Raw genomic sequence first — 12,271 nt, forward strand, 5'->3', positions numbered from 1 at the left:
TTCCCAACTTATAGCCGTCCAATCGCAACCGCAGCCTGATCAATTTTTTCGGCCATTTGATAAATCTGCTCTTGCTGTAAACTCGCCGAGTTCAACTTCAAACGTAAGGCTGTTTTTAGGTTTTCCATCGCACGGTGAATTTCAATTAGTTCATCATTACTGTGAATTTCACGTCTAAGTCGTAATTTTTCTAGTAGCTCGGTCAACTTGTCTTGTTGTTCGGTTAAGTAAGCTTTACCAAATTCTGTGATTTGATACTGCTTACGTTCCACGTCTAACAAAGTAATGAAATTCATTTCTTCCAGACTAGTTAAAGTTGGGTAAATGGTACCTGCACTTGGTGTATAGCCGTCGCCCACCAAATCACTTATTTCTTTAATTATTTCATAGCCATGCTTAGGACTTTGCTGAATGAGATGGAGTACTAAAAGTTTCATACGTCCTGCTTCAAAAAGTCTTCCACGGCGCCCTGAACGGTGATGGTCGCGATGATGCTCACTGTGTTCAATATGATGATGTTCTGATTGTTGTTTCATCTTTTAAAACCTAAAAATGATCAATTTATAATTATTAAGATATATCTTAATATATCTTTTATCAAGTATAAGTAATAAAAATAGATTTATCACCCTGATAATTATTAAAATTAATTTCCATCTTTAAAAGTTAAGTAATAAAAAAGAGTGCTTAAGCACTCCATCTACTAACAATACGCAACAAATATATTTATAAAACAACCAAATTATTTCGAATGCCACCTTTATTCTTTTACAGAACCCCAATAAACGCATAACCACATGAAAAATAATAGTTTTAAATTAATACATTTACCATTATGTTAAATGTGATGATTTTCTTCGATTAGCATATATATCAAATCAAGCTCAGGACAATCATATCCCATTGAGGTTAGGGCTGCGGTGACTTGCCCTCTGTGATGAGTTCCATGATTAAAAACATGTAATAATGTTTCAGCATATGGCAGGCTCATCTCTTTACCAATAGATGTTTTGTACAGTAGATCGTATTTAAATTTTTCAATATCAACACATTTTAAAAAACTTATCCAATTACTAGCCTTATCTTCTAACTGAAATATCAACTTATCTTTATCATTTTCTATGATGGTATTTAGCTTTAATATCGGTGAAGGTTTACCTAAAAAACGAGGAAACCAAAGATAGTGCTCACCAACAAGTAAATGATTTAAAGTTCCGGCGATACTTTTGAAATAAAGTCCGCATTCAGCATTGAAGTCGTCATTAGAAACATTCCTCAAAACCTGATTTAATTTTTGAGTAGACCAAACGTTGTATCGAGCTAATAATTCAAAAGTATTTAAATCCATTAATAAAGAACCTGTTATTAATTTGCCTAAAATTAACATAACACGGCTTATATGAAATTAAGTTAACGCCTTTAGTAAAAATCAAATATTTAAAACTTTCACTTCATTGTAAAACAGCAAAAAGCCGACTTTTCCAAGTCGGCTTTTTATTAATTCATTCTAGAAACTTTTCTACTGCGAGCATTTTGCACTTTACTTAAAACAATGTTTTAAGTTCGTTCATGGCATAAATTTAGCTAAAAGCTACTGCTTTTAGAAAACCCTCTGCCGCGAGCATAGCTCTTGGCGTAAAATCGGCAAAATGCATTGCATTTTGAAACTCCGATTCTACTCCCACTCAATCGTTGCTGGTGGTTTAGATGACACGTCGTATACCACACGTGATACATCTTTAATTTCATTCATAATACGCGTTGAGATTTTATCAACTAGTTCATATGGTAAATGCGCAAAACGAGCTGTCATAAAGTCAACTGTTTCAACTGCACGAAGTGCGATTACCCATGCATAACGACGACCATCACCGACTACACCAACTGACTTAACAGGTTGGAATACGGCAAATGCTTGAGCTGTTTTGTCATACCAGCCGCTGTCGCGAAGCTCTTGCATAAAGATGTCATCAGCAAGACGAAGAATATCTGCATATTCTTTTTTCACTTCACCCAAAATACGAACGCCTAAACCTGGACCCGGGAATGGATGACGGTAAATCATGTTGTGTGGCAAGCCAAGTGTTGTACCTAATTTACGAACTTCATCTTTAAACAAGTCACGTAAAGGTTCAACTAACTCAAACTCTAAATCGTCTGGTAAGCCACCCACGTTGTGGTGAGATTTAATAACGTGTGCTTTACCTTGTTTGCTTGCAGCAGATTCGATCACGTCTGGATAAATCGTACCTTGTGCCAAGAATTTCACGCCATCAAGTTTACGTGCTTCTTCGGCAAAAACTGCAATAAACTCACGACCAATGATTTTACGTTTTTTCTCTGGATCAACTTCACCAGCCAATGCAGTTAAGAAACGTTGTTCAGCATCTGCACGAATTACACGGATTCCCATGTTTTCAGCAAACATTTGCATCACTTGGTCACCTTCGTTTAAACGAAGTAAACCGTTGTCAACAAATACGCATGTCAACTGGTCGCCAATTGCTTTGTGTAAAAGTGCAGCAACTACAGAGGAGTCAACACCACCAGAAAGACCTAAAAGAACTTTTTCATCACCAATTTGTTTACGCAGCTGTTCTACACGTAAGTCGATGATGTGTTCAGGTGTCCAAAGACCACCACATCCACAAATTTTATGAACAAAATTTGCAAGTAATTCTTCACCTTTTGCCGTGTGCGTTACTTCTGGGTGGAATTGCACACCATAGAAACGGCGTGTTTCGTCACTTACAGCAGCAACAGGACAACTTGGTGTGCTTGCAGTAATGCTAAAACCTTCTGGAATCTGGCTCACTTTGTCGCCATGGCTCATCCAAACATGAAGTTGGTCTTCACGATCTTGTAAGTTGCCAATCAGTTGGTCACGTTTAACGATATCAACTTCGGCATAACCAAACTCATGTACAGTACCCGGCTCAACTTTACCGCCTAACTGTTCAGACATGGTTTGTAAACCATAGCAAATACCCAATACTGGAACACCCAACTCAAACACCACTTGTGGTGCACGTGGGCTGCCTTCTTCATGCACACTCTCAGGTCCACCTGACAAAATAATGCCATTTGGCTTAAAAGCGCGAACGTCTTCTTCAGACATATCAAAAGCATACATTTCAGAGTAAACACCGGCTTCACGTACACGACGTGCAATGAGCTGGCTATATTGAGAGCCGAAATCCAGAATCAGGATACGATCTTCAGTAATTTGAGTATTGGTAGTCATGACAAACCACTAAATGGCAAAAGAATTAAGCGCGCCATTTTAACATTTTTCACGCTTCGGCGCACCGCAAATCATCATATATCTTATTTTTTTCATTTTTGAATCATTTCCATCGCTGAATTCTTTGATATAAATTAATATTTAACTATATTTATCAATCATCTGGATTAGTCTTAAAAACTTCACACGTATTGATAAATTCATCACATTCTATTCAACATCACCATGAATTTGATGTTAAGATGAGCCGATAAAACAGGCATTACCATGGAACGGTAAATACCATAAGCGATATTTGTCTGTGCTTAAACAATTATCCATTTTTATGGCTTGTTGCCCCCTATCAAAATCAATAGAAATCCAAGGAACAACAATGCTTCAAACTATGATTGCAGATTTCCAGCAACATTTTTGGTTGTATATATCTATTCCTTTTATGAGTGGTTTAATTGGCTACATCACCAAGGTGATTGCCATTCAAATGATGTTTTCGCCACTTGAATTTAAAGGCATTAAACCATTTCTAGGTTGGCAAGGCATCGTGCCACGCAAAGCCGAGAAAATGGCAACAATTGCTGTTGAGCTCATGACAGCCAAACTCATTAAACCTGAAGAAATTTTTGCACGCCTAGATCCTAAACGTATTGCCAAAGAAATAGAAAAACCACTGCTTGCCGCAGCTGAAGATATTACCCGTGATGTTGCGCAAGAATATCAGCCGGGGTTATGGGAAGGCATGCCAGAGTTTGCACGTCAAAGACTCATTCGTCGTGTGCAATCAAAAGCACCCGAGATTGTTGAACACATCATGAGTGAAGTTCAACGTGATGTGAACCGATATTTTGATATTAAACACCTGGTTATCAGTAACTTACTCAAAGACAAACGCCTGCTCAACAATATTTTTAAGCGAGTAGGAAAACAAGAATTTAAGTTTTTCAGTAATGTCGGATTTTTCTTCGGTTTCGGTATTGGTGTGATTCAGATGCTATGCTGGATTGTCACGCAAGGCAAATACCCTTGGATGCTGCCAATGTTTGGTGGCTTTGTGGGGTTTTTCAGTGACTGGATTGCATTACAAATGATGTTTAGACCCCTTTATCCTAAGAAAATATTGGGTTATACGTGGCAAGGTTTGTTTATTAAACGCCAAAATGAAGTTGCGGCCGACTACGCAGCGCTAATTTCCAAACAGCTTTTAACTTCTCGCCACATGATGGAAGAATTATTTTCTGGTACACATTCTGCGCGTGTTATTGATCTGGTTAACCGTCATGTTAAACAAGAAATTGATATGCAAGCAGGTGTTATTCGCCCATTAGTTGTATACGCAATTGGCGGAGAAAAATATCAGGATATGAAATCGCAAGTTGCTGAACGCATTCTGCAACGGCTTCCAGAGACAATGAAATATGTAGAGTCTTATGCAGAAGATGCTATGAACATTCGCAGTACCTTAATTGAACGCATGCAAAAATTAACACCATCTGAATTTGAAGGTATGTTACGTCCTGCGTTCAAAGAAGATGAGTGGGCACTCATTGCAGTGGGTGCAGTACTTGGTTTTGTTGTTGGGGAATTACAAATCCAGTTCATGTTGTAATTTTACAATCCTAGAAATAAAAAAAACCGGATGAATTGATCATCCGGTTTTATTTTGTCTTAAATATTATTTCTCGATTGCATGATCCAAACTAATACGTCCAGCGCCATGAAGCATCAAGAAGAATAAACCACCTGCCATTGCAAGGTTTTTCATGAAATGGATACCATTGTTATATTGCGCCGCTGCATCAGCACCACCTTGGTGGAATAAAAATGCAGTAAGAATACTAAAGATTCCAAGTCCAAAAGCGGCAAAGCGCGCTTGGAAACCAAACAACAAGGCTAAACCACCACCAAACTCAACCAAGATAACCAAAGGAAGAATTCCAGCTGGAACCCCCATTGCTTCCATATATCCAGCAGTTGCTGCATAACCGGTAATTTTCCCCCAACCAGCAACAAGGAAGATATAGGCGATAAGAAGACGCGCAATAAGGCTAATGAAACTGTCTGCGCCTGATTGCGTTACGATATTTTTGACCACTACATTTGGATTAAACATATTGCCACCTTTATTTAAATGCTTATTTATTGATGAGCTCATTCTAGGTTTAGGACATTGATAATTAAATACTCAAAATCCATATATATCGTTGCATAAACGAGATGATCAATTTGTATTTTTTTGATGTTTTATACTGACTTTCTATAGGCTCACTGCTAGGATTTGAGCACGGTTTACCACTTGCTCTTATTATGGAACTTCTTGATTTTATTCTACACGTTGATCAACATCTTGCCGAATTTATTATAAATTACGGAACGTGGATTTATGGCATTTTATTTTTAATTATTTTTGTTGAAACCGGTTTAGTGGTTATGCCGTTCTTACCGGGAGATAGTTTGTTATTCGCAGCAGGTGCTTTAGCTGCATCTACAGGTGCGATGAATCCATGGGTATTGGGCACTCTACTCTTCACTGCTGCCGCTTTAGGCGACACGGTAAACTACCATATTGGACGTTTTATCGGTCCACGTGTATTTGAAATGAATTCTCGATTCATTAATAAACACCACTTAGTTAAAACTCAAGAATTCTTTGCTCGCCATGGTGGCAAAACCATTATCTTTGCTCGTTTCATACCATTTGCCCGTACCTTTGCACCTTTTGTTGCTGGGGCTGGTAGCATGAACTATAAGTTTTTCCTAACTTATAACCTGATTGGAGCACTCTGTTGGGTCGCTTCTTTTGTAACTTTAGGCTACCTATTTGGAAATATGCCAATCGTTAAAGATAACTTTACCCATCTTATTTTCGGCATCATTATTATTAGTGTTTTACCAGGCATCATCGGGTTTATACGTGAAAAACTAAAAAACCGAAAAGCTAATATTTGAGATTAGTTAAAAGAAACGGAATACCACCGGAAGCATACATAAAATGAGTAACATGGCCGATCCTTTATATAAATGATCGGCTTTTATTTTTTTGATTGGACCCGCTAACAATGCCCGTCCAAAAATCATCCAGAAACTTGCAGCCGGAATTAAGATTAATGTAAAGACACCAAATACCATAAGAAAATTTTCAGGCGAATTCCATGCTTCAGCAGGAAAGATACCAGCTGCAAACAGCAAAGCTTTAGGATTCTTTAAAGTTGATAAAAATAATTGACGAGGGCGAATATTGTGGTGACTTTGACTAAACTGTTGTAAATGCGTGTTCTTCCATAAGTGAAAAGCAAGCCAGAATACATAGAACACACTCGTAATATGCAAAATGAGCAGTAGTGCTGGCCAAATTGGAGCTGCTAAATGAATAAATACAGCCCAAAAGCTAATACCGTAGGCATAGCCTAACCATTCCATTGGAATAAGCCAGAATGCTTTAGATAAACCTTGAGAATGAGCAGCGGTTGCAAGTAAAGCATTTGTCGGCCCCGGAATGAGCAAAACAGCCAACATTGCCAATACAAAAAACCAACTCTCAATCATAAAATTTCCACAACATCCAAGATGGGGCCACCTTAAACGAAATAGGCAAAATATAGCAAGTTTGTGAGGGCTTTTGATTATAGAAAATACAAGACTTATTAAGCTTTAAAATTTAAACCACATTGATTTATATTAATTTTATTATGAAACATTTTGCTAAACTTTATTCATCACAATATGCCTTTGTTAGCATATTGTGATGCAAAATTGAATATTAATTCGTCTTTTTCCGAACAATAATTGGGCAGTTTTTGAATTGAGCAGCCTGAACTATTGCTTCTTGCTGACCTAAAACACGTGATAGTTCAGTATTTTTCGTTGAAGAAGATTGTCCCATATTTACAGAGATGGATGGACCGAATCCCCAACCGCCTCTTCCCCAGCCACCACCGAGTCCAAGTCCAACACCCATACCAGTACTTTTCGGAGTTTGTACACCATTGTCGATATATTGTTGGATACGGTTATATTCACTTTGTAGCTGCTGACAGCCCAAAGATTGATATTGAGTCGGAGACACGTAAGTCGGTTTTACCGTCGTAGCACAAGCGCCTAGCAATAAAGTGGCTGCCACCAAAGGCGCAATATATAAGCCTTTCATCATTTTTCTCTTATCGTTTTGGCTCTATTTCATCAAACAATGTCTCATAAGCTTGAGTCAATTTATGTTCTGGTGCCAAATGAGCCAAAGGTAAATTTTTCTGATGTGATTCTTTCATTAAAACCGAAGGCGGTAACATGCTATTAAGTACAGGCAACCCTTCATCTTTTAACTGCTGAACCACTTCCCGAGGTAATTTTGCTTGAGCTTGAAATTGGTTGACGACAATTCCTTCAATTTCCAAGCGATCATTATGATCATCTTGCGTTTCGAGAACATTTTCAATCAATGTTTGTAACGCGCGCTTTGAAAAGACATCACAATCGAAGGGAATTAAGACTTTATCTGCTGCTATGAGTGCCGATAAAGTAAAAAAGTTAAATGCAGGTGGCGTATCTATATAGATACGATCATATCGTCCAATTAAGTTTTGAATCGAATCACGTAATTTATAAATTTTATGTTTACTTTCAAGTGCATGTTCAAGAGCACCAAGTGTTGGGCTAGCAGGAAGCACGTCTAATTTTGCGAAGGGAGTTGAGTGTACAAAGCTATCAATATCTTTATTTCGTGGGGCTTTTAAAATCGAACCTAATGCATTACCGATTAAACTCTTTTGTTGATTGTTTCCCAACACATCATCAAAGAAATTTTCGATATTTGGTTCTAAAATTGATTTTTCAGCAGAATAGGTTGCGTCATCCCCTAAAAGGTACTGACTAGAGTTGGCTTGAGGATCAAGATCAATGACCAATGTCCTGAAGCCATGTTTGGCACTAATTGCGGCCAAATTTACAGTAATACTTGATTTCCCTACACCGCCTTTTTGGTTAAACACCACACGAGTTAACATGTTTCCCTCTGCATATTTTTTTACTGTACGCAGTTTAACCTAGAGCTTAAGCAAAAAGGCAAAGAATGTAGAACAATTAAGCAAAAACAGGCTTCACAATCACTAAAATAATAATAGCAATAAATGCAATCGCGCTAATGACTAAACCCACACGGCGCTGAGCCAGCAAAATAGTGTCGTCCTTTTTAAAGGCTTTCATCAGAGAAGATAACAAGACTAAAAATAGAATAATTTTAGCGTAAAACCACGGCTGTACCTGAAAGTCTTTCATGACCAATAAAATTGCACCAGTAATAAAAACTACGGTAAATGATAGATGTTGTAAGGCAACTAATATTTTACGTCCCGCCGGATTTGGTTGTTCGCCTTGCACACCCACGAATAGAGTCGAAGCGCGTAAGACAAAAACCATAAGTGCGGCAGCCACCGCAGTCATATGAATAATTTTAGTGAGTAAATGTGCATCCATGAAATTAGCCCTTAGCTTTTAGGTGCATGTGCACATTCTGGGCTAGCAGGCGCCTGACCTTGCCACTCACTTGGTAAATAGGCATGAATTGCTAAAGCGTGAATTTGACCTGGATTCATTAAGTCTGAAGCTAAGGCATAAACTTTTTGATGACGTTGAACCAAACGTAATCCGCTAAATTCTTCACTCACTACAATCACTTTAAAATGTGACTCTTTACCTGGGAAATAACCACCATGTCCAGCCGACTCATTAATAACTTCCAAATGGCTAGGTGCAAGGGTTTGTAACCGTTCAATCAATTGTTGTTCAAGGCTCATAGCTTTTCCTTTACGATTATTCGTATATTTGAACCTAGTATACCCTGTCTACACACAAACAAAAGTTGCTCTTGTATGCTTTGACTCCAAACAAAATGTCTATTTATTCGGCAACTTAACGATAAAAATACATCTAATTACCCATTTCTGTTTTTATTTTATGCAATCAGCATATTTATTTGCATAAAGTTGTTGACCCATGTTTCGCTTAATGTATTATAAGCGGCACGCGGGAATAGCTCAGTTGGTAGAGCATAACCTTGCCAAGGTTGGGGTCGCGAGTTCGAGTCTCGTTTCCCGCTCCAAATTGGTTTTTTTTGAGAAAGTTTTCGTAAAAACTGCTTATATATGCGGGAATAGCTCAGTTGGTAGAGCATAACCTTGCCAAGGTTGGGGTCGCGAGTTCGAGTCTCGTTTCCCGCTCCAAATTTAAAAAGCCCTAGTCGAAAGACTGGGGCTTTTTTCTTTTTATTGAGTCATAATTTTTGCGGTCTATGTATTCACAACATACTTTATTGAGAATGGCTCAGTTCAAGGCCAAGTATTTCATTACTAGATTCACATTTTTAAATCGTCAGTTATAACGCTTCAATCTAGCTATATTTACAAGGCATTGGGGGTTATTTGATGCTTAGATATAAAGGGTAATAATTGAAAGCATTCTAAACTAAATCTTTCTAGGCTACGACTTTGTTGTAAACATATAGAAAAGATGAAGTTAGAATCGTATATATAGCTTTCAAAATAATACTCTTCTGTCTTTTGAGCATCACTGGTTGAATCGAGAAACTGTATATGTTCAGGCAATACATGAAAGTTGAGCATTTTTAAATGACGGCTCATTCCTTCGCCAGTACATTTAATATAGGCTTCCTTTAAAGTCCATATTTGAAAAAACCGCTGGTATACACTGGATGAATCAGTGAGTTCTTTCTCTTTAATCCATTCAATTTCACTTAGGTCTAACACACTATCGACACGCCTCCACTCAAACTCATGATCCACTTGTTCAATATCAACTCCTATTTCCCCTTCTTCAGTCACAGCAAGGATAATTACATCCGCTGAGTGAGTAAGATTAAAATACACAGCCTTGCTGCCTTGTACAAAAGGCTTGCCGTTGGGATGTAATTGGAGCTTGATCTCGTAGGGTGAGATGCCTAGCTTACCCGCCAAGACAGTCTTCACTAATACACGAGAGATCAAAAAAAGACGAGCTGCCTTAGGGTGATATTGATCATATCTCAGCTTCTCTGCCGAACTGAGAAAGCTGAGATAATGACTCAATACCAAATGGTCTTGTGGTACCCTTGAAACTGGGCAGACATAAACCTGTACTTGGACTACATCAGACATTAGGAAGCTGTGGTGCTGTTGTACTTCGTCAGAGCTGGTGCAAGGTAGTCATAAACCGTATCTACATGGGTAACGTGCGGATTATGGCCTGCGCCTGCAATGATATGTACAGGAATATCTGAGCTTATTGTGGTAACAATTGGGTCTTTATCTCCCACAATGATTTCAACTTTAGAGCTAAGCTCGTTTAACAAAGCTGTCTGAGTTGCTCGCTGTTCTGGCAAACTAATGCGGTGCATATACTCACTAATATGCTTGGCTACCGACACCCGACGTAATGAATCCATCGCATAATCAACAGACGGATTTTGCTGTCCATCTGGATGTAGGTCTTTAGCAATCATATCTTTCGGTACAAAACGGAAAATTAGTTTAGATATGGCTTGTATCTGAAACATTTTAGCAGCCTGCGCCTGAACAAAATAAGGCGATATGAGGATAAGGCGTGCAACTTTATCTGGATATTTCTTTGCAAGATTCAACGCAAAAAGACATCCTAACGAATGTGCAATAACAACGCTATTTGGTGCTAAAAGCTCTGAAGCTGCATCAATAAACTGACGGTTGTTATCTTCCATCATCTCATAACTACCTGAACGTCCAAGCCCTGGCAAGTCCATCATAGCGATCTGATCATATGTGATTTTATTGATTATTGGAGACCAACATGTACTATCAAATGGAATCCCATGTAAAAATAATGCAGAAGATTTTCCCGATATAACTGGCTGTTTAGTATAAATTTCTGTCCAATATCGATTCTGATAACTGAAACAACTAGGTGTAGGTACTTGCATGCGACCAAAACGTGTAAGAACCAAGCGATCAATCCAGCGAGAGTAATAGGGACTGATATTGATTAGGTCCGCGATGCCCATTTTCGCGGCCTGCGCTTCTGCCCCAGCGACATGATAGTGCTCGGTAGAAATGAAAGCGAGTTGCTCTTTAGAACCACCAAGCAATACCTCAGGTAATTTCTCAAGCAGAACTTTGGGTAACTGTAAATGTGGTGCGCTGACTCCTAAGTGCTCGGCAGCTAGGTGAACCAAGCTATGAAACTTTGGTGTCGCTGGATCAAGCAACATATATTCCTGAGCGATGGTCTCAGGATAAGACATCGTTCGGATGAGAAAGCTAACGATATACTGCATATTGCACAATGGCAGGAATGTATCACGCCCACCTGGCAATGCCAGCAGACGTCCCTGATACAGCTTATCAATCATGTCAGCAATGCCAATATATTGCATATCACCATACGTATAGAAACCATCAATGACTGTCGCTGGATTTATTGCAGTCCATGGCACATTTAAACGCTTACAGGTCTCAATGAAAGCTTGATGCCCTAAAATTTTCGAAGCCTCGTAACCACCATATTTGCAATACAAATCATCAGCCGACTCTTGTGGCGGAGTAGCCACACGATATCCACCAATCCAGATAAATCGCTCAAGCTGCTTCAATGTTGCAGCCCATTCAATCAAAGTGAGTCCTGATTTAATATTCGTACGCTCAGCTTCAGCTTTGCTAATGCCCCAATTAAATGATGCAGCAAGATGATAGATAACATGGATCTTTGCCTGAGCATCCGCTAGTAGAGAGTCCAGCTTAAAGTCGCGGCTCAAATCATATTCGACAAAAGAAATAGACGGATTAGCCAATCCTTGCGTTGCAATGAAGCCTAACAGCTTATCTTTCTTGGTTGCGGCATTGCGCAGCGCAGCAATCACTTGATGACCTTCCCGCAGAAGTTCAACGATCAATCTGCTGCCAATAAAACCTGCCGCACCTGTTACTAATATGGTCTTCCGTGAAAAATTATCTTTTTTTGCGTTATTTAAATTATCCATAAATCACCTTATTAGGGACTGCAAACTCCAGCATT

Annotated in this window: 12 protein-coding genes, 2 tRNA genes and 1 pseudogene; 4 read left to right on the forward strand and 11 right to left on the reverse strand. The window is 38.8% G+C overall.

The features are described from left to right. Positions 1 to 8: 8 nt before the first annotated feature. The 3 genes from WA249_RS11940 to guaA all read right to left on the reverse strand — a co-directional run bounded on the left by WA249_RS11940 (position 9) and on the right by guaA (position 3,244). The gene (locus tag WA249_RS11940) at positions 9 to 536 is read right to left on the reverse strand and encodes a PadR family transcriptional regulator (RefSeq protein ID WP_336168951.1); all 528 of its coding nucleotides are present in this window, start codon (positions 534 to 536) and stop codon (positions 9 to 11) included. A gap of 302 nt (positions 537 to 838) precedes the next feature. After that, positions 839 to 1,348: a DinB family protein gene (locus WA249_RS11945; RefSeq protein WP_336169142.1), complete on the reverse strand. Its 510-nt coding sequence runs from the start codon at positions 1,346 to 1,348 to the stop codon at positions 839 to 841. A gap of 327 nt (positions 1,349 to 1,675) precedes the next feature. Beyond that, positions 1,676 to 3,244, reverse strand: a complete 1,569-nt coding sequence (gene guaA, locus WA249_RS11950; RefSeq protein ID WP_336168952.1) for a glutamine-hydrolyzing GMP synthase — start codon at positions 3,242 to 3,244, stop codon at positions 1,676 to 1,678. Between the two features lie 385 nt (positions 3,245 to 3,629). On the opposite strand from guaA, the gene WA249_RS11955 reads away from it, so the two are divergent. Then, positions 3,630 to 4,847: a DUF445 domain-containing protein gene (locus tag WA249_RS11955; protein ID WP_204389012.1), complete on the forward strand. Its 1,218-nt coding sequence runs from the start codon at positions 3,630 to 3,632 to the stop codon at positions 4,845 to 4,847. Between the two features lie 66 nt (positions 4,848 to 4,913). Here the strand turns inward: WA249_RS11955 and WA249_RS11960 are convergent, their stop codons facing one another. Next, positions 4,914 to 5,351, reverse strand: a complete 438-nt coding sequence (locus WA249_RS11960) for a DoxX family protein (protein ID WP_004795325.1) — start codon at positions 5,349 to 5,351, stop codon at positions 4,914 to 4,916. Positions 5,352 to 5,545: 194 nt separating this feature from the next. On the opposite strand from WA249_RS11960, the gene WA249_RS11965 reads away from it, so the two are divergent. After that, complete coding sequence (locus WA249_RS11965; protein WP_336168953.1) at positions 5,546 to 6,187, forward strand: DedA family protein; 642 nt, start codon at positions 5,546 to 5,548, stop codon at positions 6,185 to 6,187. Positions 6,188 to 6,193: 6 nt separating this feature from the next. Here WA249_RS11965 and WA249_RS11970 read toward each other — a convergent pair whose 3' ends face one another. The 5 genes from WA249_RS11970 to WA249_RS11990 form a co-directional block, all read right to left on the reverse strand. Then, entirely contained in the window at positions 6,194 to 6,784 is a 591-nt protein-coding gene (locus WA249_RS11970) for a LysE family translocator (RefSeq protein WP_336168954.1), read from the reverse strand. A 214-nt stretch (positions 6,785 to 6,998) separates the two neighbouring features. Further along, positions 6,999 to 7,385 (reverse strand): hypothetical protein, encoded by a 387-nt coding sequence (locus WA249_RS11975; protein WP_004795328.1) that lies wholly within the window; start codon positions 7,383 to 7,385, stop codon positions 6,999 to 7,001. Positions 7,386 to 7,395: 10 nt separating this feature from the next. After that, entirely contained in the window at positions 7,396 to 8,238 is an 843-nt protein-coding gene (locus tag WA249_RS11980) for a ParA family protein (protein ID WP_336168955.1), read from the reverse strand. 76 nt (positions 8,239 to 8,314) lie between these two features. Continuing rightward, positions 8,315 to 8,707 (reverse strand): SirB2 family protein, encoded by a 393-nt coding sequence (locus tag WA249_RS11985; protein WP_336168956.1) that lies wholly within the window; start codon positions 8,705 to 8,707, stop codon positions 8,315 to 8,317. Positions 8,708 to 8,718: 11 nt separating this feature from the next. Then, complete coding sequence (locus tag WA249_RS11990; RefSeq protein ID WP_336168958.1) at positions 8,719 to 9,027, reverse strand: BolA family protein; 309 nt, start codon at positions 9,025 to 9,027, stop codon at positions 8,719 to 8,721. A 229-nt stretch (positions 9,028 to 9,256) separates the two neighbouring features. On the opposite strand from WA249_RS11990, the gene WA249_RS11995 reads away from it, so the two are divergent. Together WA249_RS11995 and WA249_RS12000 are read left to right on the forward strand one after the other, a co-directional pair. Further along, positions 9,257 to 9,332, forward strand: a tRNA-Gly gene (locus WA249_RS11995). A gap of 45 nt (positions 9,333 to 9,377) precedes the next feature. After that, positions 9,378 to 9,453, forward strand: a tRNA-Gly gene (locus WA249_RS12000). 167 nt (positions 9,454 to 9,620) lie between these two features. Here WA249_RS12000 and WA249_RS12005 read toward each other — a convergent pair. Continuing rightward, a pseudogene (locus WA249_RS12005) lies at positions 9,621 to 10,383 on the reverse strand (4'-phosphopantetheinyl transferase family protein). After that, positions 10,383 to 12,236 (reverse strand): alpha/beta fold hydrolase, encoded by a 1,854-nt coding sequence (locus tag WA249_RS12010; protein WP_336168959.1) that lies wholly within the window; start codon positions 12,234 to 12,236, stop codon positions 10,383 to 10,385. Before WA249_RS12010 ends, WA249_RS12005 begins: the two are co-directional and overlap by 1 nt. Positions 12,237 to 12,271 lie beyond the last annotated feature (35 nt).

This window comes from Acinetobacter sp. 161(2023), assembly GCF_037027805.1.
Lineage (GTDB): Bacteria > Pseudomonadota > Gammaproteobacteria > Pseudomonadales > Moraxellaceae > Acinetobacter.

What these genes read in the sequence shown, in the direction of transcription:
- WA249_RS11980 (WP_336168955.1), bottom strand. Translation starts at nt 8,238, where the DNA reads ATGTTAACTCGTGTGGTGTTTAACCAAAAAGGCGGTGTAGGGAAATCA.
- WA249_RS11965 (WP_336168953.1), top strand. Translation starts at nt 5,546, where the DNA reads ATGGAACTTCTTGATTTTATTCTACACGTTGATCAACATCTTGCCGAA.
- WA249_RS11970 (WP_336168954.1), bottom strand. Translation starts at nt 6,784, where the DNA reads ATGATTGAGAGTTGGTTTTTTGTATTGGCAATGTTGGCTGTTTTGCTC.
- guaA (WP_336168952.1), bottom strand. Translation starts at nt 3,244, where the DNA reads ATGACTACCAATACTCAAATTACTGAAGATCGTATCCTGATTCTGGAT.
- WA249_RS11945 (WP_336169142.1), bottom strand. Translation starts at nt 1,348, where the DNA reads ATGGATTTAAATACTTTTGAATTATTAGCTCGATACAACGTTTGGTCT.
- WA249_RS11985 (WP_336168956.1), bottom strand. Translation starts at nt 8,707, where the DNA reads ATGGATGCACATTTACTCACTAAAATTATTCATATGACTGCGGTGGCT.
- WA249_RS11960 (WP_004795325.1), bottom strand. Translation starts at nt 5,351, where the DNA reads ATGTTTAATCCAAATGTAGTGGTCAAAAATATCGTAACGCAATCAGGC.
- WA249_RS11940 (WP_336168951.1), bottom strand. Translation starts at nt 536, where the DNA reads ATGAAACAACAATCAGAACATCATCATATTGAACACAGTGAGCATCAT.
- WA249_RS11955 (WP_204389012.1), top strand. Translation starts at nt 3,630, where the DNA reads ATGATTGCAGATTTCCAGCAACATTTTTGGTTGTATATATCTATTCCT.
- WA249_RS12010 (WP_336168959.1), bottom strand. Translation starts at nt 12,236, where the DNA reads ATGGATAATTTAAATAACGCAAAAAAAGATAATTTTTCACGGAAGACC.
- WA249_RS11975 (WP_004795328.1), bottom strand. Translation starts at nt 7,385, where the DNA reads ATGAAAGGCTTATATATTGCGCCTTTGGTGGCAGCCACTTTATTGCTA.
- WA249_RS11990 (WP_336168958.1), bottom strand. Translation starts at nt 9,027, where the DNA reads ATGAGCCTTGAACAACAATTGATTGAACGGTTACAAACCCTTGCACCT.